The organism is Pedobacter sp. KBW01, assembly GCF_003852395.1.
Lineage (GTDB): Bacteria > Bacteroidota > Bacteroidia > Sphingobacteriales > Sphingobacteriaceae > Pedobacter.
Window position 1 is genome coordinate 157,026 of sequence record NZ_QAJQ01000001.1, and the last position, 25,884, is coordinate 182,909.

The 25,884-nt window shown below is 38.7% G+C and carries 24 protein-coding genes; 17 read left to right on the forward strand and 7 right to left on the reverse strand.

All coding sequences use genetic code 11. From position 1 onward, the window contains the following. Positions 1-2 precede the first annotated feature (2 nt). The gene (locus DBR40_RS00625) at positions 3-1,091 is read left to right on the forward strand and encodes an acyl-CoA dehydrogenase (RefSeq protein ID WP_124557878.1); all 1,089 of its coding nucleotides are present in this window, start codon (positions 3-5) and stop codon (positions 1,089-1,091) included. On the opposite strand, the gene msrA is transcribed toward DBR40_RS00625, so the two are convergent. The 6 genes from msrA to DBR40_RS00655 all read right to left on the reverse strand — a co-directional run bounded on the left by msrA (position 1,092) and on the right by DBR40_RS00655 (position 5,713). Then, the gene (gene msrA / locus DBR40_RS00630) at positions 1,092-1,634 is read right to left on the reverse strand and encodes a peptide-methionine (S)-S-oxide reductase MsrA (protein ID WP_124557879.1); all 543 of its coding nucleotides are present in this window, start codon (positions 1,632-1,634) and stop codon (positions 1,092-1,094) included. Between the two features lie 215 nt (positions 1,635-1,849). Next, a complete protein-coding gene (locus DBR40_RS00635; protein ID WP_124557880.1) occupies positions 1,850-2,899 on the reverse strand; it encodes a hypothetical protein in 1,050 nt (349 codons plus the stop codon). 98 nt (positions 2,900-2,997) lie between these two features. Beyond that, positions 2,998-3,879, reverse strand: coding sequence for a class I SAM-dependent methyltransferase (locus DBR40_RS00640; RefSeq protein WP_124557881.1), 882 nt, complete (start codon positions 3,877-3,879; stop codon positions 2,998-3,000). 97 nt (positions 3,880-3,976) lie between these two features. Beyond that, a complete protein-coding gene (locus tag DBR40_RS00645; RefSeq protein WP_124557882.1) occupies positions 3,977-4,207 on the reverse strand; it encodes a DUF2281 domain-containing protein in 231 nt (76 codons plus the stop codon). Between the two features lie 19 nt (positions 4,208-4,226). Next, entirely contained in the window at positions 4,227-4,979 is a 753-nt protein-coding gene (locus DBR40_RS00650; protein WP_124557883.1) for an ABC transporter ATP-binding protein, read from the reverse strand. Then, positions 4,979-5,713, reverse strand: coding sequence for an MlaE family ABC transporter permease (locus DBR40_RS00655; protein WP_124557884.1), 735 nt, complete (start codon positions 5,711-5,713; stop codon positions 4,979-4,981). The genes DBR40_RS00650 and DBR40_RS00655 overlap by 1 nt, the downstream gene beginning before the upstream one ends. Before the next feature lie 147 nt (positions 5,714-5,860). Between DBR40_RS00655 and DBR40_RS00660 the strand changes: the two genes are divergently transcribed. The 8 genes from DBR40_RS00660 to DBR40_RS00695 all read left to right on the forward strand — a co-directional run bounded on the left by DBR40_RS00660 (position 5,861) and on the right by DBR40_RS00695 (position 14,749). After that, positions 5,861-6,550, forward strand: coding sequence for an SDR family oxidoreductase (locus DBR40_RS00660; protein ID WP_124557885.1), 690 nt, complete (start codon positions 5,861-5,863; stop codon positions 6,548-6,550). A 20-nt stretch (positions 6,551-6,570) separates the two neighbouring features. Continuing rightward, positions 6,571-7,263 (forward strand): PspC domain-containing protein, encoded by a 693-nt coding sequence (locus DBR40_RS00665; RefSeq protein ID WP_158673971.1) that lies wholly within the window; start codon positions 6,571-6,573, stop codon positions 7,261-7,263. Between the two features lie 5 nt (positions 7,264-7,268). Next, entirely contained in the window at positions 7,269-8,243 is a 975-nt protein-coding gene (locus DBR40_RS00670) for a LiaF transmembrane domain-containing protein (RefSeq protein WP_124557887.1), read from the forward strand. An 86-nt stretch (positions 8,244-8,329) separates the two neighbouring features. Then, positions 8,330-8,944, forward strand: coding sequence for an RDD family protein (locus DBR40_RS00675; protein WP_124557888.1), 615 nt, complete (start codon positions 8,330-8,332; stop codon positions 8,942-8,944). A 78-nt stretch (positions 8,945-9,022) separates the two neighbouring features. Next, the gene (locus DBR40_RS00680; RefSeq protein WP_124557889.1) at positions 9,023-10,759 is read left to right on the forward strand and encodes a S41 family peptidase; all 1,737 of its coding nucleotides are present in this window, start codon (positions 9,023-9,025) and stop codon (positions 10,757-10,759) included. A gap of 53 nt (positions 10,760-10,812) precedes the next feature. Beyond that, positions 10,813-12,795 carry a (E)-4-hydroxy-3-methylbut-2-enyl-diphosphate synthase gene (gene ispG / locus DBR40_RS00685; protein WP_124557890.1) on the forward strand — a complete coding sequence of 661 codons (1,983 nt, stop codon included), beginning with the start codon at positions 10,813-10,815 and terminating at the stop codon, positions 12,793-12,795. Positions 12,796-12,805: 10 nt separating this feature from the next. After that, positions 12,806-13,399, forward strand: coding sequence for a hypothetical protein (locus tag DBR40_RS00690; RefSeq protein WP_124557891.1), 594 nt, complete (start codon positions 12,806-12,808; stop codon positions 13,397-13,399). Positions 13,400-13,474: 75 nt separating this feature from the next. Continuing rightward, entirely contained in the window at positions 13,475-14,749 is a 1,275-nt protein-coding gene (locus DBR40_RS00695) for a mechanosensitive ion channel family protein (protein WP_124557892.1), read from the forward strand. 567 nt (positions 14,750-15,316) lie between these two features. Here DBR40_RS00695 and DBR40_RS00700 read toward each other — a convergent pair. Next, positions 15,317-16,144 carry an alpha/beta hydrolase family protein gene (locus DBR40_RS00700; RefSeq protein WP_124557893.1) on the reverse strand — a complete coding sequence of 276 codons (828 nt, stop codon included), beginning with the start codon at positions 16,142-16,144 and terminating at the stop codon, positions 15,317-15,319. Between the two features lie 397 nt (positions 16,145-16,541). Here DBR40_RS00700 and hemA point away from each other — a divergent pair, with 397 nt between their 5' ends. The 8 genes from hemA to hemE all read left to right on the forward strand — a co-directional run bounded on the left by hemA (position 16,542) and on the right by hemE (position 25,835). Continuing rightward, a complete protein-coding gene (gene hemA, locus DBR40_RS00705; protein ID WP_124557894.1) occupies positions 16,542-17,768 on the forward strand; it encodes a glutamyl-tRNA reductase in 1,227 nt (408 codons plus the stop codon). 359 nt (positions 17,769-18,127) lie between these two features. Continuing rightward, positions 18,128-19,708, forward strand: a complete 1,581-nt coding sequence (gene hemC, locus DBR40_RS00710; protein ID WP_199748249.1) for a hydroxymethylbilane synthase — start codon at positions 18,128-18,130, stop codon at positions 19,706-19,708. 171 nt (positions 19,709-19,879) lie between these two features. Next, positions 19,880-20,848, forward strand: a complete 969-nt coding sequence (hemB, locus tag DBR40_RS00715; RefSeq protein ID WP_124557963.1) for a porphobilinogen synthase — start codon at positions 19,880-19,882, stop codon at positions 20,846-20,848. A gap of 177 nt (positions 20,849-21,025) precedes the next feature. Next, entirely contained in the window at positions 21,026-22,396 is a 1,371-nt protein-coding gene (gene hemL, locus DBR40_RS00720; RefSeq protein ID WP_124557896.1) for a glutamate-1-semialdehyde 2,1-aminomutase, read from the forward strand. Positions 22,397-22,505: 109 nt separating this feature from the next. After that, positions 22,506-23,372 carry a sensor histidine kinase gene (locus tag DBR40_RS00725; protein WP_124557897.1) on the forward strand — a complete coding sequence of 289 codons (867 nt, stop codon included), beginning with the start codon at positions 22,506-22,508 and terminating at the stop codon, positions 23,370-23,372. Positions 23,373-23,380: 8 nt separating this feature from the next. Further along, a complete protein-coding gene (locus tag DBR40_RS00730) occupies positions 23,381-24,085 on the forward strand; it encodes a response regulator transcription factor (protein WP_039477978.1) in 705 nt (234 codons plus the stop codon). Further along, positions 24,085-24,600, forward strand: a complete 516-nt coding sequence (locus tag DBR40_RS00735; protein ID WP_124557898.1) for a hypothetical protein — start codon at positions 24,085-24,087, stop codon at positions 24,598-24,600. The genes DBR40_RS00730 and DBR40_RS00735 overlap by 1 nt, the downstream gene beginning before the upstream one ends. A 209-nt stretch (positions 24,601-24,809) precedes the next feature. After that, the gene (hemE, locus tag DBR40_RS00740; protein WP_124557899.1) at positions 24,810-25,835 is read left to right on the forward strand and encodes a uroporphyrinogen decarboxylase; all 1,026 of its coding nucleotides are present in this window, start codon (positions 24,810-24,812) and stop codon (positions 25,833-25,835) included. The last annotated feature ends 49 nt before the right edge of the window (positions 25,836-25,884 follow it).

Sequence of the window (25,884 nt, forward strand, 5' to 3'; positions counted from 1 at the left end):
TTATGGAAGATACCTTAACCTTTACCTGGCAGGAAAAAGTTGCCGAATATGCTGCCCTTTCAGAAGAAATGGGCAAACTGCATCCCGCAATACTGGAGCTGGCTTACCAGGAAAACTGGTTCAAACTTTTTGTGCCCGAAGTTTATGGCGGCGCGAATAAAAAGCTCCCTGAAATTCTGCGTTTAGAAGAACAGTTGGCCGAAGCCGATGGCAGTTTAGGCTGGACGGTTACCTTATGCGCCGGAGCAGGATGGTTTGCTGGTTTTTTAAATCCGGAGCTGGCAGCCGATATTTTTGCCGACCGGGAAGTTTGTTTCGCAGGAAGTGGGGCAGTAGGAGGCAAAGCTGTGAAAACGGAAAAGGGCTATCTTATAAACGGTCAATGGAACTATGCCAGTGGTGCATTACACGCTACCATATTTACAGCCAACTGTACCCTTAAAAACGAAAATGGGGAGGATATTTTGGATGAAAACGGCGAGTCTGTAATCAAATCATTTATCCTAAAAAAAGCAGAAGTATATATTTTACCAGGATGGTCTTATTTCGGTCTCATGGCAACCGGTAGCCATGCTTTTGAGGTAAAAAACCTCGAAGTGCCAGAGAACAGGACCTTTATAATCAATAAAGATATCCTGGTAGCGGATTCAGGCTTTGACTACCCGTTTTTGCAGCTTGCAGAAACCACGCTAACGGTAAACAGTTTGGGGATGACTAACCATTTTATTCAACTGGCAGAACAATCATTCCATTCACGCTCCAGCCTGCGGAGATTTAGCGAAGCACAAATGCAGTTCTTTACTGCCGAGTTAGACCGGTGCAAACATGAGGTGCAGACACTAAGAACGCAATTCTATGCCGCATTTGATGAATCGTGGACTGAGTTAATGAACAATGGTCAAATTACCAATGCTAAACTAAATAAGGTCAGTTCAATCAGTCGTAAATTGGTTCATACCTGTTGGCGTACTGCAAGTGTTTTGTTTCCGTATTGTGGTTTAGAGGCGGCAAAAAAGGGATCGGAGATTAATCGGGTATGGAGGGATATACACACCGCCAGCCAACACGGGTTGCTTACTTTTGAGGTTTAATTATTCGAGGAGCTCAGGTTTGATTTTGTTCCTGAAATCTATTGCAAACTTATTTAACTTGGGTTGTATTACAAAAGAGCAGTAAGGTTTTCCCTGGTTATCATTAAAATAATTCTGGTGATAATCTTCGGCCTCATAAAATTCAGTTGTTGGTATAACTTCGGTAATAATCGGTTTTTCGAAAACATTTTGCTGCGTTAAGGCTGATATGATTTGATCAATTTTTGTTTTTTGATCATCATTTTCGTAAAATATTACCGAACGATATTGCGAGCCTACATCATTGCCTTGCCTGTTTCGTGTAGTTGGGTTGTGGGTTTTAAAAAAAATAAATAAAAGCTCGTTGAAAGAAATGATGTTTTCATCAAAAATGAGCTGAACCACCTCTGCATGCCCGGTATCGCCATTGCAGATTTCCATGTATGTTGGATGCTTTAGATCTCCCCCCATATAGCCAGATGTAACCTTGGTTACTCCGCTCAGGGCCTGAAATACGGCTTCGGTGCACCAAAAGCAGCCTCCGCCAAATGTTGCTGTTTGCATATCCTACCTGTTGTAAAATCTAGTCGACTAATTAATTGAATCAAAAAAACGATATTTTTTGATATTAATTATAGTCGCTCGCCGAATATTCCTAAAAGTTTTAACCCTGTGTAGTTATGTGATACTAAATAGGGTTAATATGAATTGCAAATAATGGATAAAAACCTGTTTAAGCAAAAAGCCCGTAAAATTACGGGCCTTTTGTGTTAATTTATTTATTGATATTGAATATAAATCGGTTTTGGTGTAAGTTTTAATAACTCTTCAGGAGTCATTAGCCTGTTAGGTGCTTTTTTTAAGTCGTTTTTGTAAAATAGTTTAAAACCTGTAAACTGCACTGGCTCGCTTTGGATAAAGTGCCTGTATGTTCCTTTTTTTAATTCAGGCTCACCCCATCCGTCCATGTGCATTACAATCTGAACTTCCGGGCGCAACTTGATGTTTTGCGAGTTAGTTACCATTTTCTTTGTAAAACGGTGAACGGTAAATACTTTTGGAGGCAAGTTGTATTTTTTTACAATATCAGCAAGGTAGCCCGATACATAGTTAATGTCTGCAGCATCATAAGTTCCAATTTTTTTGCCCGGTAATGAACCATCTTTCATCGAAAACTCAGGGTCGATACCTAAATGCACGTAAGGGAGCTCAAGGTATTTTTCGATGTGTGGTAATTCAGCTTTAATGTTACTCAATGCAACCTGTAAATCTAAGAACACGATGGTATTTGGTTGCATTTTGGCGATTTTTAAAACAGAATCGATCTGTTTATTACCCATTCTGTTGATGTATTTACCATCTTTACCTGGCGTACCGCTTGCCACGGCTGCAATGTAATGTAAGCCTGGCTGTACAGGAGTAGATGGGTCCGCCTTTTCCCAGTGTTTAACTTCGGCATTTAGGCGTTGCCACATTTCTTTTGGAGCATACTCGCCCAAAGCACCCATTTTTTTGGAGTGAAGGTTCCCGTAATAAACCACAATACGTTTAAAAGGTAAAATAGCACCAGCTAAAGGATAGGGTTGTTTTTTTACCGGCCACCTCCCTGTGGTATCGCCATTGGCAAGTTTTTTGGCTAAAGAGTCATATAATTTAGGATCAACAGGTTTTATTACGTTCTCTGTAGAATCGGTTTTTTTCTTCGTCGAATCAGAAGAAAATATTTTGCCGATACTGCTGCTGGTTTTACCATCTGAATTACAGTTGGCAAACAAGCTGATTGCGGCGAAACCAAGTATTAGTGTGCCTGCTAATTGAGGAAATTTCATAGATTATTAAGGTAATTAAAGTTTAGACAGTTTTCCGATTCTGTTTTGGAATGAAAGTAGGGTGGAAATCTGGTAGTTTAAAATAAAGTAATTAACATTTACACATTACAGAATTTACCAAAAACACCCAGTGGCAATTTAATTCCCGATGTAGCCTGTAAATATAATTCGCCTGTTTCGAGGTTTTTAACCGCAGGGAAAGAAGTACGGATCAGGTTTTCGACAATTACCGAAGAGAAACCCAAAGAGTAGGTATTCAGGATCAGGAAGTGTTCTTTTTCATCTAGAAGCTGTACTACATCCTGCATCATTTCCTGTATATGGTCTTCCAGTTTCCATTTTTCGCCGTTAGGGCCATGGCCATATGCAGGTGGATCGAGGATAATACCGTTATATTTTTTGCCTCTTTTGAGCTCTTTTTTCACAAACTTCAAGGCATCTTCTACCATCCATCGGGTATCTTTTAAACCTGATAGCTCCTGGTTTTCATTGGCCCAGGTTACAACCTGTTTAATCGAATCTACGTGTGTAGTTTCTGCACCGGCAGCATTGGCAATTAACGAAGCTGCACCTGTATAGGCGAAAAGGTTTAATACTTTAGGTTGCGGCGTTTTAAACTTTTTGATCGATGAAGAAATAAAATCCCAGTTTACAGCTTGCTCCGGAAATACACCAACATGCTTAAAAGAAGTTAAGCCTAAACGAAGTTTAATGGCCGCTTCGTTGTTTTTGTATTCTACATGCCAGCGATCAGGAATAGAAAGGTTTTTTTTTACCCACTCTCCAGAAGTAGCCGAACGGCCTTTAAAAGTAATGTTAGCGGTTTTACGCCATTCTTGCTCTGATAAGGTTTTTTTCCATACGGCCTGTGGTTCAGGACGGATTAAAATAACATTGCCAAAACGTTCTAATTTTTCAAAATCCCCACAATCAATCAGTTCGTAATCTTTCCAGTGGGTGGGGGCAAGTAATTGTATCATTTAATTTATAGTATGCCGTCATTGCGAGGTACGAAGCAATCTTAATGCGATTGATTTGTGATTAGATTGCTTCGTGCCTCGCAATGACGATTTGGTTTTAAGAGAAATCTAATGGTTCGTTAAAATCTTTAGGGATGATAAATAGACCTTTTGCGGCACCATACAAGCTTTTTGGTTCTTCAACTAATTTTACTTCATTGCTTCCCGATTTGGGAAAGCTTTTGGCATGCTTGGCTTTTAAAAAATCAATAAAATCTTCTACCTCGTATACCATGCTATCTGGTAGGGTTTCCAATTTATGAATGGTATTTTTTGTTGCCGCGGTCATACCCAAATATACAAATTTTTTAAAACTTATCTTTTGCAGCTTTCATAAAGCGGCTGGCGAACACAAAGTCATTCAGCTCTTTAATGTCGGTATGGGCAATTTCTTTGTTGCTGCCTTCCCAGAATTTTTTCCCTTCATGCAGGAATAAAATATAATCGCCAATTCCCATTACCGAGTTCATATCATGCGTTACTACAATAGTGGTTGTTTTGTATTCTTCTGTTAATTCCTGAATCAGTTCATCAATAACAATCGAGGTTTTCGGATCCAAACCAGAGTTGGGCTCATCGCAAAACAGATATTTTGGGTTCATGGAAATGGCACGGGCAATACCCACACGTTTTTTCATTCCACCAGATAATTCTGCCGGAAACAATTTGTTTTTACCTGCAAGGTTAACCCTTTCGAGGCAAAAATTTACACGCTCTAATTTCTCTTTACGGCTTTGATCGGTAAACATATTCAATGGGAACATAATGTTATCCTCCACAGTCATACTATCAAAAAGAGCCGATCCCTGAAACAACATACCTATTTCTTTACGTACCTCAATACGTTGTTCGTAGGTCATTGGTGTAAAATCACGGCCATCGTACAGTACCGAGCCCGAATCTGGTTGGTGCAAGCCCACCATACATTTAAGCAAAGTAGTTTTACCAGAACCAGAACCACCGATAATCAGGTTGGTTACGCCTTCTTCAAACTTGCCGGAAATGCCTTGTAGTACATCGTTTCCGGAAAATGATTTATAAATATCTTTAATTTCGATCATTACAATAACAATTGGGTCACGATATAATCGCAAGCTAAAATAGAAATACAGCTGATAACAACGGCTCTTGTACTGGCCTGCGACACCTCTAATGCACCACCACGAACGTAAAAACCTTCGTAAGCAGGTACCGAAGTAATAATAAAGCCAAAAACAAATGCTTTAACCAGTGCTACGGTGATGGTATATGGGTTAAAATCAGTAGTAATACCCTGAATGTACTCTGCAGGAGTTACCGCACCTGAAATAGAACCACCAATATATCCACCGGTAATGCTTAAAAACATCGAAATAATAACCAGCATAGGCACCATGGTAATTCCCGAAATAATTTTAGGAAGTATTAAATAACCCGGTGCATTGATACCCATAATTTCAAGGGCATCTATCTGTTCAGTTACACGCATTGAGCCAATTTCGGATGAAATGGCCGAACCAATTTTACCAGCCAAAACAATTGCACTAATGGTTGGACTTAACTCCAGTATACTCGAATCGCGGTTTACCGAACCAATGATGGTTTTAGGTATGAAATCGCTAACCAGCTGGAAAGCAATCTGTAAAGTCATAACTGCACCGATAAAAGTAGAGATAATGGCAATAAGCCCCAGTGAACCCACGCCAACATAATCCATTTGTTTGACGATCTCTTTAAGGTATATTTTCAGCTTTTCCGGCTTTCTGAATACAGACTTGAGTAGCAGGATGTATCTGCCGAAATTGGTAAAATTCATTCCGTAGGTGTTGCTTAATTTAAATGATCATTATATAGTACTACAAAGAAACGATAAAAAAGTTGTCGCTCTTTGCTAATTGCAAAAATATTCGTGCTTTTGAATATAAATATGGTTTTTTGTTAACAAAAATTAAACCACAAAAACATGAAAGCTTTAATAACCGGTGCAACTAAAGGAATTGGTAGGGCAATTGCCATTAAATTATGGGAAAATGGTTTCGATTTGGTACTCGGCGCCCGGAATGTGAAGGAACTCGAAATCCTGCGTGATGATTTGTTGACTGCCGGGAGAACGATAGCTGTTTACCCGGTCGACTTTTCGGTTAAGGCAAGTGTATATCAGTTTTTAAACCAGGCTGATGCCGAAGCAGGTTTTATTGATGTGCTGGTAAACAATGTGGGTACTTTTTTACCCGGTAGTATGCTCGATGAGGATGACGAAACCTTTGAAAAGCAGCAAAATTTGAACGTAAATGCAGGCTACTACACCAGTAAATTTTTAGGTAAAAAGATGCGTGCGGCAGGCCGTGGCCATATATTTAACATCTGTTCAGTAGCCAGTAAAGCCCCGGTAAAAAATGGTGGCAGTTATAGTGTAACAAAAGCAGCGATGTTAAGTCTTAATCATGTATTGCGGCAAGAGTTAGCCCCTCACAACGTTAAAGTTACTGCGTTTTTGCCTGGTTCAACAAAAACTTCTTCCTGGGAAGGGACAACCATTCCGGATGAAAAATTTGTACAACCCGAAGATATTGCAGAAACATTATTTACCATTTTAAACTTAAGTAAAGGGGTAAACGTAGATGAGGTTTTAATTACCCCGCTCGATTTTTAAACACAAAAATGAACAGCGTTATGGAAAAGAAGCTTTTTAGAAACGAACACGATAAGATGATTGCCGGTGTAGCTTCGGGACTTGCAGATTACATGCAGGTGGAGGTTACCATAATCAGATTATTGTTTGCACTATCGGCCATATTTATGGCTGGAGGCGGCTTAATTGCCTATATAATTATGTGGATTATTGTTCCGGTAAATCCAGATCCGGCTGCAAGGTTCTCGAAATTTAACGATTATTTTAATAAACAAAATCCAGGTGCACCATTTGGCACAGGCGATTCTTTTACCGGTCCTGTTGGCTCGGGAAATACCAACTGGACACAGCCTGTTGGCGATACACAAAAAACACCATTTGAAACTCAGGCCAATTTTAGTGGTTTTAACAAATCAAACGATACTGGCCGCACCATTGGCGGATTGCTTTTATTGGTAATTGGTTGTTTTTTTCTGATGCGCGAACTTGATTTTATACCTTATTGGTTTAGTTTTCGCAATCTGTTCAAATTTATGTGGCCATTGGTGTTTATTGGTTTAGGTATTGCTGTAATTGCTAAATCAAAAAGAAAAAACGATTGGGCAGCTTTTCAAACCCAACAGGAAGCAGAACAACAGAAAAAAACAGATTTCTCTGAAACTATTGTAGAATCAGCTCCCGAAACACCTGCCAGCAACGACGATAATTCAACATCACCTAACCCTCAAGCATAAATAAAATGAAATTAGATAGATTAATTTGGGGTATTTTACTGCTTTTTATTGGCGGTGTACTTCTACTCGAAAACTTTGGTATTATTGATTTTTACTGGCGTAATATCTGGAGCTTCTGGCCAATATTTCTCATCATTGCAGGTGTAAATATTTTATTCAACAAAAATAACTCTCAAACCGGAAGCATTATTTCGATTGCAGTTTTAGTGGTGGCTTTATCTTTTCTGTTTTACAGGGGCCAGCAGGTTCCTGACAGGAGTAACTGGTGGGGACATCATTTTAAAAAAGATGTAGATATTAATTTGGATGATAACGATAGGGATGATGACAACAACAATGATACTGCTTTTAACCAATTAAAACTTACAGAGCCTTTTGTTGAAGCCGACAACGCAAAAAAAACGATTTTAAATATTTCGGGTGGCGGAATTTCTTTTAACCTGGATGGCGAAACGGCTGAACTGATCAATGCCGATATCACCAAAAAACATGGCAATTTTTCACTTAAGAAATTACTAACCGATAGTGCTACGGTGCTTACCTTTAAAATGGACGACAAAAAAGGTAAATGGAATTTTGGAGACGGCAGTAACGATGTAAACTTTAAATTAAACAAAGCTGCCAATTGGGATGTGATAATGAAACTAGGTGCAGGCGAAGCTAATTTCGATTTTAAAGATTATAAAGTGCGTACTTTCCGTTTTGATGGTGGTGCTGCAGCCCTTGATATAACTTTTGGCGATTTGTTACCTATTACAGATGTGGTGGTAAAATCAGGCGTTGCCGATGTGAAAATTAAGGTTCCTACTAACTCTGGTTGTAGAATTAAAACAAAAACAGGTTTATCGGCCAAAGATTTTGATGGATTTTTAAAACTGAGCGATGGAGTATACGAAACTCCTAACTATAAAACCTCTACCAAAAAAATCTTCATCAATTTAGATGGTGGATTGAGTAACTTTGAGGTGAGCAGATATTAGGGGATGGAAGATGTGGGATGGAAAATGGAAGGAAATTCCTAGCCATTAATCTTACAGTCCTAACATCCAAACAAACCTGAAAACCAATGAACCCCAATAAAGAGTACACAGTTGTAATTAATGGTAAGCCACAAGGGCCATATAGTTTAACCGATCTTAAAGATTTAGATATAAAACCGAATACGTTTATCCGTAAACCAGGGATGGATGATTATAAAGAAGCTCATGCAATCCCCGAATTGCGTGAGCTTTTGGGTTTCAGTTATCAAAAAACTGCCCCACAGTATTTTGCCGCATTCGATCAGCGCTTACTGGCCTCAGTAATCGATCATTTCATTATTTTTGGATTCTATACCATTATTATTTTAACCAGCTATATCTTTATTGAAGGTAAAGACCAGCGCATTATGACTTTTTTAGTTCCTTTCCCAATTATATTTGTGGTTAAGCTAATTTATGGCAGCATTGCCGAAGCAACTAAAAGTCAGGCTACAATAGGTAAAAAGCTGCTGAATATTAAGGTGGCCGGTATGGATGGGAGCCGTGTTTCTTTTGGTATTTCCATAGTCCGTAATTTTTCTAAAATCTTATCGGTAATCCCTGTGTTTTTTGGTTATCTCTACAGCTTTTTGAATAAGAAAAACCAGTGCTGGCACGATATTACTGCCAATACTTTGGTGATAAAAGACAGATTGATATAGCATTTGTTAACGATTGTTAAAGGTGGGGAGATCAATGAGCTATTTTATATCTTCGATATGTAAATTAATCTCAATGGAATGAAAAAACTATTAATGCTCTTATTGCTTTTTACCACCATAAAGGCAACTGCCCAGTTAGAAAACCCAGTAGATAAAGATAAAAAAGCCAAACTCGATAAAACGTTTATAGAAGGGTCGAAAATTAAACTAAACAATTTAACCTCTGCGCAAACGACAAGCTTAATAACATTGGGTAAATTATGGGGTTTCTTAAAATACTATCATCCCTCTGTAGCCAAAGGAGATTACAATTGGGACTTTGAGCTGTTTCGGCTTATTCCCAAAGTACTTGATGCCAAAACGAATAACGATAGAAACGAAGTATTTTCAAATTGGATTAGTAGTTTAGGTGTCTTTAAAACCATTGAAACAAAAACTGTGGTGGGAAATGTAAAATACAACCCTAATTTCGATTGGTTCAATAAATCAGGATTTAGTAAAAAACTGCTTAACCAGTTAAATTTGATTAAAAAAGCTGATAGAACAACGGAAAGCTATTATGTGAAGATGTATGATACAGAGACACCTGTTGCTATTTTTAAAAACGAAGATGCTTATGCCAGTTTTAAATATCCTGATGATGGTTATCGTTTACTAGCATTATTCAGGTTCTGGAGCATTTATGAGTATTTTTCTCCTTACAAAAATGTTATTGATAAACCCTGGATAAATGTATTGGAGGAATATGTCCCCAAATTTTTATTGGCCAAAGATGAACTAGACTACAAACTTACAGCGGCAGCATTTATTGCCGAAACCAAAGATTCACATTCAGATATTTCCCCTTACGATCGTGCTTTTATCGAGTTTTATGGCAAGTTTAAACCAAATATGGAAATTATTTTTATTGATAATTTACCAGTTGTTAAGTACAGTAACGATGAAATTGTTGGAATAAATACCCTTAAAAAAGGTGATGTTATCCAAAGTATCAATCAGGTTTCGGTTACGCAGCTGATTAAAGAAAAACTGCCCTATTTTACTGCCTCTAATCTGCCAACCCAGTATAGAAAGCTAGCGTCACAGTTTTTAAGAACAAATGATACCTTAATGCGGGTTACTTATAGTCGCAATGGTAAAATTGAAAACACCACTTTAAAATGTTTTCCATACAACAGAATGAATTATCGCGCACCCATGCCAGCAGATAGTGGTTTTAAAATGATTAATAATATTGCTTACTTTAACGTAGGACGGATTAAAACGAAGCTTAAATCGGTAATACCCCAGGCTTTGAAGGCTAAAGCCATTATTATTGATATGCGTACCTATCCGAACCCTACAAGTTTTGCGTGGGATATCGGTAAGTACCTTTTCCAAAAGCCTATGGATGTAGCTAAATATACGCAGGGAAGCGTTGAAACGCCTGGATTATTCACCTACATGTCTGATGAATATATGGCAAATGTAAAAATCGGGGAAAATAAAGATGCCCCTTATCCGGGAAAAGTAATCGTTTTGGTTAACGAAGAAACCCAAAGCCTTGCTGAATTATCGGCAATGGCGCTAAGTGCCAGACCAAATACTATAATTGTAGGTAGTCAAACAGCTGGCGCCGACGGTACTGTAGGTATGCCTGTAACGTTTCCGGGAGGGATAAGTACTGGTTTTACACAAATTGGCGTATATTATCCGAACGGAAAAGAAACGCAAAGAATTGGCATAGTTCCTGATTTTAAAGTTAAACTTACAGTAAACGGAATTAAAGAAGGTAGAGATGAAATTCTGGAAAAAGCGATTTCTTTAGTGCCATAAATCTAAACTTTCCAACATTAAAACCTACCTACAATACTTATCTTTGCACCGAGATGGAAAAAATATTGGCAAAACACGATTTGGCAGGAGGATATTGCAACAGTTTAACAACCTATTCGAGGTATTTAACCCGTGAAGTAAATATCGGCGATATCGCTTTGGGCGGGCATAACCCGATCCGTATCCAATCGATGACCACAACCGATACGATGGATACACTGGGGACTGTTGAACAAACTATCCGCATGGTAGAGTCAGGCTGTGAGTACGTTCGTATAACTGCGCCAAGCATAAAAGAGGCCGAAAATCTGGCTAATATTAAAAAAGAACTGCGTTTTAGAGGTTATAATGTGCCCCTGATTGCCGATATCCATTTTACACCAAATGCTGCCGAAATGGCCGCAAGAATTGTGGAAAAAGTGCGTGTTAATCCGGGAAATTACGCCGATAAAAAGAAATTCGAAAATATAGAATACACGCAGGATGCATATAATGCCGAGCTGAGCCGGATTTATAAAAAGTTTATCCCGCTGGTTAAAATCTGTAAAGAATACGGTACTGCTATGCGTATCGGTACCAACCATGGTTCTCTTTCCGACCGTATTATGAGCCATTACGGCGATACACCACGGGGGATGGTTGAATCGGCAATGGAGTTTATCCGCATGTGCGAAGACCAGAATTACTACAACCTGGTCATTTCGATGAAAGCGAGTAATACCCAGGTAATGGTTCAGGCTTATCGTTTACTGGTCGACACTATGGCTAAAGAAGGCATGAATTATCCGTTGCACCTTGGTGTAACAGAGGCAGGAGATGGAGAAGATGGCCGCATTAAATCAGCTGTCGGTATCGGAACTTTGTTAGAAGACGGTTTGGGCGATACTATTCGCGTTTCGTTAACAGAAGATCCGGAATTTGAGGCACCAGTAGCAAAAGCTTTGGCTGATAGGTATAGTTTGAGGAGTCAGAAGGCCGAAGTTGCAAGTCTTGAGTCTATTGGCACATCTTCCATCATACATAATACACCATCCATCAAAACTTATTCCCCTTATGAATACAACCGCCGCATTACCACACCAGTACAGCATATTGGCGGGCATCACCATCCGGTAGTGATGATTGATGTTTCGAAAGAAAATTTAAAAGATCCTTATTTCCTAAGCGCTGTAGGTTACAATTACAGTGCAGGTTTAGATAAATACAATTTAGCCGATCAGGCTTGCGATTTAGCTTATTTGGGCGATAACCTGCCCTCATTTTCTTTCCCTGGCAACTTAAAGCAGATTTACAATTACCAAACCTGGCTTAAGCTGAAAGATCAGAACAATTGTCACCCTTTGTTTACGCTGGAAGAATTTAGTAAAGCTGATCATAAAGATGAATTTTTAAATTTTGTTGAGGTTGATGCCAACCAGTTAACCAGTTTAACAGTTAGCCACTTAACCCATGTAGTACTGATACTTAATACTTCAGCTGTACACGGTATGGCCGAACAAAGAGCATTTTTTGTAGCCCTGCAAGAGCAGAACATTCAAATTCCGGTTATTATCAAGCGCACTTACCAAAATTTGGATGCAGATAATTTAATGCTTTATGCAGCAACCGACTTGGGTGCCTTACTTACCGATGGTTTCGGTGACGGGGTTTGGATTGATGCTGAAAAACAGAGCCTGGCACTAATCAATTCAACCAGTTTTGGTATTTTACAGGCTACCCGTACCCGTATTAGTAAAACTGAATATATTTCCTGCCCAAGTTGCGGTCGTACACTTTTTGATTTGCAGGAAACTACGCAACTCATCCGTTCGCGTACCGATCATTTGAAAGGTATTAAAATTGGCATCATGGGCTGTATAGTAAACGGACCCGGCGAAATGGCCGATGCCGATTACGGCTATGTAGGTACCGGTCCGGATAAAATTACCCTTTATCGTGGTAAAGAAGTAGTAAAGAAAAACGTAACCACAGCCTACGCTTTGGATGAGCTGATCGATATCATCAAAGATGATGGGAACTGGGTGGAGAAGGTTTAATAAGAATTAAATGTTTGAAGACGCTAAAAGTAAGTTTTATCTTCCTCCTGAAGTTGATCTGAAGAAGAAAGTTATGCAGATTTACGATGATAAGATTCTTATCACCGATCGTCCTGATTTTAGCTATGATCACGTATGGAAACCTTTTGTAATTGCAGGCGTAGGTTTCCTCAGTTTATTTTTAAACGATTTAATGATTTATATCCAGATTGCCCTTAGTTTAATTATCTTTTTAGAAAGTATTAAAGAGCCTGATAATAGATTAACAAAAATTGAGTTTAAGTTTCTATTATTTCAACGCTTGATTGCAATAGGAGTACTTTCTTTATTTGGTTTTAATTTCTTTATGGGATATGTTTTATTAACTGAAGCATGTTTTCATTTGCGACTAAAATTTCTGAAGCGGGAGGAGCCCGACGAGTTCACAAGGGTGAATATTTACGCTATAACTTTTAATGAAGGTAACATCTTCAGGGATCCGTTAATAACCATTTCATATTTTGATGATCGTCATTTATTAAAATCAGCCAGTTATACCTTTGCAAATGAGGCTGAATTAAATTCGGGGAAAATTAAACTGGCAGATACGAAAGTAATTTTATAATTGAGTGTACCAGTCAGTCGATGGCATACTGAGCTAATATTTACTTTTCTAATCAATAAATACTAAATTGCTGTGATGAATATTCCCGAGTTTCAATCCTTGTTTAACGAACTTCGAAATTGGCTTACCTGCAGAGGCCTTTCTGGCAACGAGTTGGTGTACTCATATTTTTTCATTGGCATTATTGGGGTTGTCCTTTTTTTATTCGTAACCATTTTCTTAACCAGGCAAATTTTTATAGGCGTGGTTAAAAGCGCTAAAACTAAACCCGATTGGCAGAAAGCCTTGTTTGAGTTTAGGGTATTCAGGGCCTTTGCCTTAATTTTTGGTGCTTATATCATTTACAATGCCGTTCCTTATGTATTTGTTTATTTTAAAAACTGGCTTTTTTATGCGCTGATTTTTGCTAAAATCTATATGGTTTTGGCGGTTATGTTTGCTGTAAATGCTTTTCTCAATGCTTTGGTTTCCATCATGGAAGCATCGAAAAAGTATGCTGATAAACCCATTCGAAGCTATAAGCAGGTTGCTAAAATTGTTTTTTACATTGTGGGCTTTGTACTCATTCTATCTATTCTGCTGAATGAGTCGCCACTATATATATTTGGTGGTTTTGGTGCTGTAACGGCTGTTTTTATTCTCGTTTTCCGCGATCCGATTTTAGGTTTTGTGGCCTCAGTACAAATGAGCGCTATCGATCTGGTCCGGGTAGGCGATTGGATTACCGTTGAAAAATATGGTGCTGATGGCGAGGTAACCGAAATTAATTTAACCACCATTAAGGTACGCAACTGGGACAAAACGGTAACCATTGTACCGAGTTATGCCATTGTTAGCGAATCGTTTAAGAACTGGAGGGCCATGGAAGAAAGCGAAGGAAGAAGAATTAAGCGACATATTAACATTAAAATTTCGAGTATTAAGTTCTGCGATGAAGAACTAATTGGGCGTTTGCAAAGCATCGATTTCTTGAAAGATTATTTAAAGGAAACCCAGCAACATATTGCAACCTTTAATGCTGAACATACTGTAAACCCTAATAACCTGGTAAATGGTCGTCACATGACCAATATTGGTACTTTTAGGGTTTATGCAGAGAAATACCTTCAAAGCAATCCCTATATTAATACAGATTTAACTTTTATGGTACGCCAGCTGCAGGCTACCGAAAACGGTTTACCAATCGAAATTTATGTGTTTTCGAAAGAAAAAGGACTGAAGAAATTTGAAGAGGTAGCAGCCGATATTTTCGATCATTTACTTGCTGCAGTGCCTTATTTTGATCTAGAAATTTTCCAAAGCCCAAGTGGTAGCGATATGCGCAATTTTGTTAGGAGAGGGGATGATTAGTATTTGCGTTAAAACTAATTAGTAATTTCTGAAGAAGTAATTTCGTAAGAAAATTAATGAAATAATAATTAAAAAGACTAAAATTCCCTGGAGGGTTGTGTTTTGTGCTAATCTTTTATTGAAATAAAATATAGTAGCAATCAAAAGACCTAGGATTGTTGTAATTAGTCCAAGAAAATAATCCTTAATTATCGGTGATTTGCAGATGATCGTCTCATTCGGTTTTTTTAAGCCATAGTATTGGATAAATCCCGTTATTTTTGATTTAAAAATTAATAATGAATCTTTAGGATTGGTTACATTGAAGAGCTCGGCTGGAATCTTATAGTTCTTATTAGGTGTCTGAGCAATGAAATTATATCCTTTTCCGCTGTTTAAACGATCAGCCCAAAAATCGCTAATAAATTCGACGTTTGATTTTACCGGCGAAAAATTACTATCCAGAAAAGCAACCAAACATAAAAATAAAGTTACGCCAATTATGGTCTGCTTTAATGTGGCTTTATTAAAATCCGAAAGGTTAATTCTATCCTGTGCCATAAAATATTATGGCCCAAGATAAGTAATTTACGCTTCCTCCAAAAACATCAAAACCTTCTCACAGACCTTAAACAAAAGTGGCGGTAAGTTTTCGCCCGTATAAGGTTGCGAGGCGCCATAAACATGGTTGGCGCCTTCAATTTTAACCAGTCTGCTGGCCGGATTGGCATCTGCCAGTTGCTGTGCCATTTCGAAAGGAACATTTACATCATCATCACCTTGCACAATTAACCAGGGAATATTAATCCGTTTGGCCGCTTCCACAATGTTTAGAGTAATTGCGTTTTCCTGCAAATCCTGTAACAGCGTTACGTTTAGTGGCATTTGCTCTTTAGTTCTTGCATTGGTTACAAAGATTTTTCCGTTTTTCTTCCATTCAGCTTCCTGCTCTTTTTTCCATAAACTATTAAAATCAGCAATGGCACTCCAGGTAATCAGTTTGTCTATTCTTAAGTCGTTTGCAGCTTCAATAATCGATAAACCACCACCGCGGCTATGACCAATTAAATTCACCTTTGTTTCGGTACCATAGGCTTTTTCTATAAAATCCAGTACCGCATTCAAGTCAAACAGCTCTTTTGATACGGTGTTGCTGGCAAAAGTTTCGAGGTCGGTTACATCCTGTGGGTGATCGACCGGTACGCCGCTGTGCGATAAGTTAAATTTAATATACCGGTAACCATTGCTGGCGAAATATCGGGCCACCAGATTATGCGCTCCCCAATCCTTAAAGCCTTTAAAGCCATGTACAAAAAGAATAATGGGCGTATTTGGGTTCTTTTCATCAAAAGTGATATCGCCAATAATTAATTTTCCGTCTGAACCGCTAAGGCTAAAATTGCTTTGTGTAATCATCGTTTAAGGTGTTGGTATCAAATATAAACCTACTAAAGTAGATTTTGTTGTCAGTTTTTTAATGTTTGTCGCAATTGCCCCTTATTCATAACTGTTTCGGCAGTTTAGCTTAACCATAGCAAGTTTAATAACAAAACTAAACATTAAAATACGGTGTCAGGCAACCATTTGGCAATAATTTCGTAATATAAATATTGGATTAAAAGTGGTTGGAAACCAGTTAGAACATAGTTGAAAGCCTTAAATTCGTCACTGATTTTAAGGTCTTTAAATGGATTGTCAAAGTTTTGCAGCTATTTAAAACCGTTCTAAATTAATGTAAATTACAGATTAATGACGCTGACATCCACCAACCGTGTTACTTTTGTATCCCGATAATAGTTAATAACGGAAGCACTTGGAATATTTAAAAGTAATAGCTTTTACGCATCACCACATCGACCTGAAATCTTTAGGGAAATTAGTTATTTGTGATCAGAGTCTGGATAGCAGGTTGAAAAATATTCAAACAGAGCTTCCTGTAAGCGAAATTTTTTATATCGGTACTTGCAATCGTGTGGAGTTTGTTTTTCTAACTAAAGAAAAAACCGACAAAGAATTCGTAACCAGGTTTCTTACTGTTTTAGACATGGGCCTTCCGGCTGAGTTTATGGAGCGTTTCCTGGATAATGTAACTGTTTACGAAAACGAAGAAGCCTTTAACCATTTATTAAGAACATCTTGCTCGTTAGAGAGCTTAGTGGTAGGCGAAAAGGAAATCCTGGCACAAATCCGCAGAGCTTACGAGAACTGTCGCGATGCAGGTTTTACCGGCGATTACATGCGCATGATTATGGAACGCGTGGTTAAAACAGCCAAAGAGGTTTATACCCATACCAATATTTCAAAAAATCCGGTTTCAGTTGTGTCATTAGCTTACCGCAAGCTAAAAGAATTAAATATGTGTGGTAACTCACGTGTTTTAATTATTGGCGCGGGCGAAACCAACCAGAATATTGCCAAATACCTGAACAAGCATAAATACTCAAATTTCTCTGTTTTCAACCGTACTTTAGCTAAAGCCGAATCGCTTGCCGAAGAGTTAAACGGGAATGCATATCCTTTAACTGCACTCGAAGATTTTAAAGAGGGATTTGATGTAATTATTACCTGTACAGGTTCTACAGAAACGATTATCGACGAAAAACTATATGCCAAATTGCTTAATGGCGATACCAGCAAAAAAGTAATTGTAGATCTAGCTATCCCTAACGATGTAGCTCCGGCGGTAATTCACCATAATCTGGTGCATTACATCGAGGTTGAGTCTTTAAAAGAAGTGGCTCGCAAAAATATCCAGGAACGTTATAACGAACTGGTTCATGCCGAAGATATTATCAGCAACAACATCACCGAATTTTTCTCTGTTTTAAAACAACGTCGCATCGAAATTGCTATGCAAGAGGTGCCAAGAAAGATTAAAGAAATCAAAAATACAGCTATAAACGGTGTATTTGCCGAAGAAATTAGCCAGATGGATGAAGCATCGCGCGAGGTTTTAGAACGTGTAATGAATTACATGGAGAAAAAATACATCAGCGTACCTATGGTTATGGCTAAAGAGATTCTGGTTAATCAATCTTAAATTTAACCACAGCTTAATTTCATTTTCCCTTTATTGCTATTTACCGGTTGCTGTTATTCTAACGCGGTGAAATTAAACGGCTGTATATTTCACCTACGGTTCAATTGCCGGGTCTGTACCAGCTTGGAGTTATTTGGATATTAGAATGCGATAGGTTTTGAATGATACGGCATCATGCCTGAAACATTCAGTCACTCAAAACTCACTCATTTGTTCAAAAACTTATTCTTGAAAACAATCACCTTATGTCATAGAAATCCCCTTAATTACCCCCTCTGTAACCTCACTGTCTCATTTTTAAACAATTCATGGTATAAACCACTATTTAATTTAAATTTGCAGCTCATTTAATCTTAATAGTGAAGAAATTAACCATCGGAACACGCGGTAGCGACCTGGCTTTATGGCAGGCTAATCATATTAAAAATGAATTGGCAGCCATTGGAATAGAAGCCGAGATAAAAATCATTAAAACACAGGGCGATAAAATCCTGAATTTAAGATTGGATAAACTGGAAGGCAAAGGTTTTTTTACCAAAGAACTGGAAGAAGAGCTGTTAGGCGGAACAATTGATCTGGCTGTACATTGCCTTAAAGATTTACCTACAACACACCCTGAAGGATTAACTATTGCTGCTTTGCCTCCTCGCGAAGAAGCCAGCGAGTACCTGTTGATTTTAAAGGATTGTGTGGATATTTCGCAGAAACTATCTCTTAAAAAAGGAGCTATGGTAGGTACTTCATCTAATCGCCGTAAAGCCCAGTTATTGGGTTTGCGTCCTGATTTAGAGGTAGAAGATTTGCGTGGAAATGTGCCTACACGGATTGGTAAATTGCGCGACGAAGATTACGATGCCATTTTGATTGCTAAGGCCGGTGTTAAACGTTTAGGACTTGATGTGAGTGATTTACACATTGAAGAACTCGAAACAACCGAATTTATTCCTGCTCCTGCACAGGGTGCCCTGGCTATCCAGATCAGGGAAAACGATACAGAACTTTTTGATGCGCTTCAAAAATTGCACGATCCGGAAACGGCAGAAACCGTAAATGTAGAACGTAAAGTGCTAAACCTTTTCGAAGGCGGCTGCCACATGCCACTAGGCTGTTATTGCCAAAAGGAAAACGGAAAGTTTGAAGTCTGGACTTCTAAAGCTGAAACCGCCGATCATTTTCCTGAGCGTTTGTTCTTGCGTGCCGATACAACAGAAGGTTTAGCCGAAAAAATCGTGGCTAAATTTAATACAGAAAGAAAAAAACCGGCAAAGGTTTTCATCTCCCGCGAAATTGGCGAACACAGCTATTTTCGCAGGGCATTAGAAAATAATAATATTGAAATTGAAGGTCGTTCGTTAATCCGTACGTTCCCGATTGTTACTGTTTTAGATCAGTTTATTCTGCGCCATGTAGATTGGATTTTCTTCAGCAGCCGCAATAGTGTAGAATACTTTTTCAACCTGAAGCCGGTATTGCCAAAGAAAACCAAATTTGGCGTAGTGGGCAGAGGTTCGGAAGATGCCTTGCGTAAATTTAACCATTTTGCCGATTTTGTTGGTGCAAGCGGCGATATTACCGAAGTTGCTGAAGATTTCGCGCAACTGGTTGGTGGACAGCAGGTATTGTTTCCAAGAGCACAGGATTCTTTACAGTCGATCCAGAAATCGTTACCAGCTGATGCCAAAATAATCGATCTGCCAATTTACGAAACCGTAATTGAAGATGACATTGACCAAAGCTATGCTGATGTACTGATTTTTACCAGTCCCTCAAACGTTGATGCCTATTTCGCCGATAATTTATTGGAGCCAGGCCAGCAGGTAATTGCGATCGGGAATTCTACAGGTAAGAAATTTGATGAAATGGGAGTAAAATATGCTTTGCCGTACTCACCCGATGAAATTGGATTAGCTGAAGCCGTGTTCGGAATAGAGATGAGGTAGAAATGCGGAGGGTTGAAAGGTTTAGGGTGTAAGGTGGAAAGCTGAATACCTTTCTGAGGAAAACCATCTGTGAAATCCAAAAATCTGTGTAATCGCCCCGTAAGGAAAAAATAAAGAGATACTCAAGTTATGAGACTAAAATCATGATACTTGATACTAATAATACAAAAAATGTTACATCGTCCGCGTAGATTAAGAAAAAACCCATTGGTGAGAGAGATGGTGGCCGAAACCCGGTTATCAAAAGATATGTTTGTGTACCCTTATTTCGTGGTGCCAGGTACTAATGTTACCCATGCTATTGATGCCATGCCAGGAGTTAACCATTATTCGGTTGATAACCTGGTTAAAGATGTAGAAGCCGGATTGAAAAAAGGTCTAAACAAGATCATGCTGTTCGGGGTAGGCGACGAAAAATCGGCTGATGCCAAATCGGCGTATCACGATCATTCTTTAGTACCAACTGCTGTGCGCGAGCTTAAAAAACAGTTTGGTGAGGATTTATATGTAGTAACCGATGTTTGCGTTTGTTCTTACACCACGCACGGGCATTGCGGGATTATGGAGAACGATTACGTTCAAAATGATAAAACCGTTGAAGTTATTGCAAAAATGGCTTTAACGCATGCCGAGGCTGGTGCAGATATGTTTGCTCCATCGGATATGATGGATGGCAGGATTGCTGCAATGCGTAATCTTTTAGATGCAAACGGTTTTGTAAACGCGGCCATTATGAGCCATGCTACCAAATTTGCTTCAGCTTATTATGGTCCGTTTAGAGAAGCTGCTGATTGTGCACCTAGTAAAGGTGATAGAAAAGCTTACCAGATGGATTTCAGAAACCCATTAGAAGCTTTACGCGAAGCACAGCTGGATGAGCAGGAGGGAGCCGATGTTTTAATGGTAAAACCAGGATTGGCTTATCTCGACATCATTCAACGCTTAAAACAAGATACCAGGTTGCCAATTGCGGTTTATAACGTTTCGGGCGAATACTCGATGGTTAAAGCAGCTGCCGAGCGCGGATGGATAGATGAACAAAAAGTAGTAATGGAAACCATGCACGCCTTTGCAAGGGCCGGCGCAAGTATTATTACCACTTACCACATTAAAGATATTTTAAATAACGATTGGCTTTAAGGTGGAAGGCAGAAGGTTTTAAGGTTGAGGGTTTATGTGCCCAAAAATCTTTCAATTGCTGCCTTTTAATCTTTAACCTTAATAACTTGTGGTAGAAGATAGAGATTTTTAAGAGTCGAGGGGCTTATACGCCCTAAGCCTTACGCCCTCTACCTTCTAACCTTCAACCTTAAAAAGATGTTAGATTCATTAAAAAAAATGTTTTCAGGCAATGAAGCCGATATTCCGGTAAATACAGGTAGCAAGCCTGATATTTCGAGGGTAAAATCTGCCGAACTGTACGAGAAATCAAAAACCTATTTCCCGGGTGGAGTAAACTCACCTGTAAGGGCTTTTAAATCCGTTTATGGTACACCACTTTTCATCGAGAAAGGTGATGGTTGTTATATCTGGGATGCCGATGGTAATCAGTTTATCGATTTCTGTGGCAGCTGGGGGCCATTAATTTTAGGACATAACAATCCAAAAATCCGCGAAAAGGTTACCGAGGTAATGCAAAACGGAATGAGCTTTGGCGCACCAACGGCTTTAGAAAATGAACTGGCAGAGCTGATTATCAAAAATAACCGCTTTGTAGAAAAAATCCGTTTTACCAGCTCGGGTACCGAAGCCGTAATGTCGGCTATACGCCTGGCAAGAGGATTTACCGGTCGCGATAAAATTTTAAAATTCGAAGGTTGTTACCATGGTCATAGCGATTCGTTATTGGTTAAAGCCGGCTCAGGTTTGGTAACCTTTGGCGAAACTTCATCGGCAGGTGTTCCAAAAGCCTTTGCCGAAGAAACAATTGTTGTTCCATTGAATGATATGGCAGCGATTGAGCAGGCTTTTACACAATTTAAAGATCAGATTGCTGCGGTAATTATTGAAGGTATTCCGGCAAACAATGGTTTAATTATGCAGGATGAAGCCTATATTCAGTTCCTGCGTAAAATTTGTACTGATAACGATTCGCTTTTAATATTTGATGAAGTAATTACCGGTTTCAGGGTTGGTTTTGAAGGTGCGGCAGCACACTATGGCATTACGCCTGATATTGTAACCTATGGAAAAATCATCGGTGGTGGTTTACCTGTAGGAATGTATGGCGCGCGCGCCGAAATTATGGCGCATATTTCTCCTGATGGGGGCGTATATCAGGCCGGAACATTGTCTGGTAATCCGGTAGCCATGGCTGCGGGGATCGCTACTTTAACCGAACTAAACAAATCGGGCTTTTATAAAGATTTAAATAACAAGGCTCAGGAATTTGTAGCCAGCATTCAGCGTTTTGCTACTGCGCGCAATTATAAATTTAAAGTGTTTACTATTGGCTCTATCTTCTGGTTTGCTTTTACCGATAAAGATAAAATCCAATCGGCCGATGATATTGATGCCGGTAGCATGGAGAAATTCAAAGTGATGCACCGCGAATTATTAAACAGAGGAATTTATTTAGGCCCATCGGGATATGAAGTTGGTTTCGTATCTTCAGCACATACTAAGATCGAATTAGAGAAAGCGAAACGTGCTATTTTTGAGGCCCTAGATTTGGTTTTTAAGAAGTAAAGAGATTTTAACCACAATGCGCACAAAGTTTGCACAAAGAACGCTGAAATAGGAGCCAGATTGTGTAATCCAAAAATCTGTGTAATCAACCCGAAGGAAAAATCGAAAGATGAAGAAGTCAATAATCATATTTTACGCGTTACTGCTTTACGCATTAATCCAGCTCATTTCGTGGGGTACTTTGGTGGTGCGCTTGCAGCCAAGCCGCATGACCATGATTATGGGCGAGGGGTCGGTGTTTTTATTTTTGCTCTGCATTGGCGGTTATTTTTTACACCAATCATTAAAACGCGAGGATAAATTAAGAGAACAGCAGCAAAATTTTCTGATGTCGATTACACATGAGCTGAAATCGCCGCTGGCTGCCATCAAACTTTCGATACAAACTATTGTAAAAAGAGATCTTGATAAAGCCAGGCAAACTTCATTATTGAATAACTCATTAAAAGATATAGAACGTTTAGATGATTTGGTCGAAAATATGCTGTTGGCAACCAAGATTGAAAACCGCTCGTATAGTTTTCCGAAAGAGGCATTTAATTTTTCAGAGCTGGTAGCTAAAATTACCGACCGATTACAAGTACACTCCTGTGGCTGTGAGCAGATCATAAATGCTAAAATCCAGCCAAATTTGCAGCTTGTGGGTGACAAATTTGCCTTATCGTCAGTAGTGACCAATTTGATTGAAAATGCAGTAAAGTATTCGAACCCTTGCGACGAGATAAATGTGCTTTTAAACGAATTAGATGGGCATATTCACCTCAGTGTGCTGGATAAAGGCCCGGGTATTTCAGATGCCGAAAAAATGTTGATATTTGATAAGTTTTACCGCGTTGGTAACGAGAATGTCAGAAAAGCAAAAGGAACAGGTTTAGGCTTGTTTATTGTGAAAGAGGTTTTACAATACCATGATGCAGATATTACAGTAAAAGACAATCTGCCTCAGGGAAGTATTTTTGAAGTAACATTTAGTTAATCTCAATTATGTCACAAAAATTAAGAATTCTATTGGTAGAAGACGAGGATCACTTGTTAGATGCTATTAAATTAAACCTCGAACTTGAAGGATATAAAGTTCACGCCGTTAAAGATGGCAAAACCGCTCTTAAAGTATTTAAAGAAGAACGCTTCAATCTGATTGTATTAGATGTAATGCTGCCCGAAATGGATGGCTTCCAGGTTTGCGAAACCATACGTTTAGAAAATGCAGAAGTTCCGATTATGTTTTTAACAGCAAAAAACACTTCGGAAGACCGTGTTTTAGGTTTGAAAAAAGGAGCCGACGATTATTTGGTTAAACCATTTAACTTAGAAGAACTGATTCTTCGAGTTGGTATTTTGGTTAAACGCAGTTTAAAATCTGATGATTTAAAGGAATTAAATTCTTACAAAATCGGCGATAAAACAATCTATTTTAACTCTTTTGAGTTGAAACACGATGATGGTACCATTACACCATTAACCAAAAAAGAAACCATGTTATTGAAACTGTTAATCGAGCGCAAAAACGATGCAGTTTCGAGAGAACAGATTTTGGAAACAGTTTGGAATTACGATGTTTATCCTTCAACCAGAACGATCGATAACTTCATTTTAACTTTCCGTAAGTATTTCGAACCAGATCAAAAAAATCCAGTTTACTTTCACTCCATCCGTGGGGTAGGTTATAAATTTACCGATAGTCATTAATGTACAATAATAAAGGCAGGTATGCTTTAATGGCAGTTTTTGTGCTGGCCGGTTTGGTTTGTGTTTTTTATAATCAATATCAGCTGGCAGCCGTTTCGGGGCTTTTATTTGCCTTTGTTGTGTGGAGTCATTTTAAACACAGTTCGGTTTTAATGGCTTCAAAGCATTTTAAAAATAACGAATTTGGTAAAGTGAAAGCTTTGCTTGCGGAGGTGGCAAAACCAGAGCGTTTAGCTAAAAGCCGCAGAGGTTACTATGAATTTATGCAAGGTAACATGGCGTTGAAAGAAGAGGAGTGGGATAAGGCCGAGTATCACTTTCAACTGGCCAGCCGTTTTCCGGTGGGAGGTAAGAACGAGAAGGCTTATGTATTGATTCATCTGGCTAATTTAGCTTTGCGTAAAAAAGATCGGGAAAGGGCAGAGGCCTATACCAAACTGGCTAAAGAACTGGCCGAAACACAGCGATCGAAAGACATCATTGTTAAAATAGAAAAGGAAATAAGCAAAATATAATAGGACTATTGTCATTTTGAATAACGAAGCACCAGTTTAGCGATAAAAAGGTACTTCGTTTTTTTTTTATTTATACCTTTGCGAAATTAATATTTTGGACTATTCGTTCTTTAGCAATTCGTCATGCTGAATTTATTTCAGCATCTCTTTGTAAGTTAGACCCTGAAATGAATTCAGGGCGAGGATAAGTACAACACCAAATACAAATCATGAAGAATAATTTATTTTTAGACGCAGCATTTTCAAAACAAACAGAACGCCCACCCGTGTGGATGATGCGTCAGGCAGGCCGTTTTATGCCGCAATATTGGGAGATTAAAAACAAATACTCTTTTTTAGAGATGTGTAAAAACCCTGAAATTGCAGCAGATGTAACCATGCTGCCAGTTGATTTGTTGGATATTGATGCCGCGATTTTGTTCTGCGATATTTTGGTAACAGGTGAAGCCATGGGCGGAGATTTAAGTTTTACGCAAGGTGTTGGTCCTAAGTTTGCAAATCCTGTACGTACTGCACAAGATATTGAAAACCTGAATGTTGATTGTTTAGATGAATTACAATATGTAGCTGACGCGATTAAAGTTATTCAACAACGTTTGGATAACAGGATTCCGTTAATTGGTTTTGCTGGTGCACCGTTTACGGTAATGAGCTATTTAATTGAGGGTGGTTCATCTAAAGATTTCAAATTAACCAAGCTTTTTATACACAACCAACCAGAGTTGGCACATAAGCTTTTAGCAAAAATTGCTAAAGTAACTGCCGATTATCTTAACCTTCAGATTGCTGCCGGTGTAAACGCTATCCAGATTTTTGACAGTTGGGCGCTTGCCTTATCGTGGAACGATTACCAGGAGTTTTCTCATCGCTACATTCAGGAAATCATTTCAAACTTAAACCGAAAAGATATTCCGGTTATTTCTTTCTGTAAAGGAAGTTCGGTTTTTGCGCCAATTATGGCTGAGGCTAAGCCAGATGTAATTTCGGTTGACTGGAATGCTGATTTATTGAATATTAAAAATGCTTTGCCAAAAGGTATTGCTGTACAAGGTAATTTAGATCCACATATTTTATACGCCGATAAAGCCGTTATTAAAGCACAGATCCACAAATTATTCGAACGCATGCGTGGTACCGAAGGTTTTATCTTTAACTTAGGTCACGGTATTATGCCAGATATTCCTTTCGATAACGTAAAATATGCGATTGAAGTAGTGAAGGAGTTTAGGTATTAATTGATAGCTCAAGCATAATCACTAAATCACGTCACGCTGCTATTGGATT

What these genes read in the sequence shown, in the direction of transcription:
- DBR40_RS00625 (WP_124557878.1), top strand. Translation starts at nt 3, where the DNA reads ATGGAAGATACCTTAACCTTTACCTGGCAGGAAAAAGTTGCCGAATAT.
- msrA (WP_124557879.1), bottom strand. Translation starts at nt 1,634, where the DNA reads ATGCAAACAGCAACATTTGGCGGAGGCTGCTTTTGGTGCACCGAAGCC.
- DBR40_RS00635 (WP_124557880.1), bottom strand. Translation starts at nt 2,899, where the DNA reads ATGAAATTTCCTCAATTAGCAGGCACACTAATACTTGGTTTCGCCGCA.
- DBR40_RS00640 (WP_124557881.1), bottom strand. Translation starts at nt 3,879, where the DNA reads ATGATACAATTACTTGCCCCCACCCACTGGAAAGATTACGAACTGATT.
- DBR40_RS00645 (WP_124557882.1), bottom strand. Translation starts at nt 4,207, where the DNA reads ATGACCGCGGCAACAAAAAATACCATTCATAAATTGGAAACCCTACCA.
- DBR40_RS00650 (WP_124557883.1), bottom strand. Translation starts at nt 4,979, where the DNA reads ATGATCGAAATTAAAGATATTTATAAATCATTTTCCGGAAACGATGTA.
- DBR40_RS00655 (WP_124557884.1), bottom strand. Translation starts at nt 5,713, where the DNA reads ATGAATTTTACCAATTTCGGCAGATACATCCTGCTACTCAAGTCTGTA.
- DBR40_RS00660 (WP_124557885.1), top strand. Translation starts at nt 5,861, where the DNA reads ATGAAAGCTTTAATAACCGGTGCAACTAAAGGAATTGGTAGGGCAATT.
- DBR40_RS00665 (WP_158673971.1), top strand. Translation starts at nt 6,571, where the DNA reads ATGGAAAAGAAGCTTTTTAGAAACGAACACGATAAGATGATTGCCGGT.
- DBR40_RS00670 (WP_124557887.1), top strand. Translation starts at nt 7,269, where the DNA reads ATGAAATTAGATAGATTAATTTGGGGTATTTTACTGCTTTTTATTGGC.
- DBR40_RS00675 (WP_124557888.1), top strand. Translation starts at nt 8,330, where the DNA reads ATGAACCCCAATAAAGAGTACACAGTTGTAATTAATGGTAAGCCACAA.
- DBR40_RS00680 (WP_124557889.1), top strand. Translation starts at nt 9,023, where the DNA reads ATGAAAAAACTATTAATGCTCTTATTGCTTTTTACCACCATAAAGGCA.
- ispG (WP_124557890.1), top strand. Translation starts at nt 10,813, where the DNA reads ATGGAAAAAATATTGGCAAAACACGATTTGGCAGGAGGATATTGCAAC.
- DBR40_RS00690 (WP_124557891.1), top strand. Translation starts at nt 12,806, where the DNA reads ATGTTTGAAGACGCTAAAAGTAAGTTTTATCTTCCTCCTGAAGTTGAT.
- DBR40_RS00695 (WP_124557892.1), top strand. Translation starts at nt 13,475, where the DNA reads ATGAATATTCCCGAGTTTCAATCCTTGTTTAACGAACTTCGAAATTGG.
- DBR40_RS00700 (WP_124557893.1), bottom strand. Translation starts at nt 16,144, where the DNA reads ATGATTACACAAAGCAATTTTAGCCTTAGCGGTTCAGACGGAAAATTA.
- hemB (WP_124557963.1), top strand. Translation starts at nt 19,880, where the DNA reads ATGTTACATCGTCCGCGTAGATTAAGAAAAAACCCATTGGTGAGAGAG.
- hemL (WP_124557896.1), top strand. Translation starts at nt 21,026, where the DNA reads ATGTTAGATTCATTAAAAAAAATGTTTTCAGGCAATGAAGCCGATATT.
- DBR40_RS00725 (WP_124557897.1), top strand. Translation starts at nt 22,506, where the DNA reads ATGAAGAAGTCAATAATCATATTTTACGCGTTACTGCTTTACGCATTA.
- DBR40_RS00730 (WP_039477978.1), top strand. Translation starts at nt 23,381, where the DNA reads ATGTCACAAAAATTAAGAATTCTATTGGTAGAAGACGAGGATCACTTG.
- DBR40_RS00735 (WP_124557898.1), top strand. Translation starts at nt 24,085, where the DNA reads ATGTACAATAATAAAGGCAGGTATGCTTTAATGGCAGTTTTTGTGCTG.
- hemE (WP_124557899.1), top strand. Translation starts at nt 24,810, where the DNA reads ATGAAGAATAATTTATTTTTAGACGCAGCATTTTCAAAACAAACAGAA.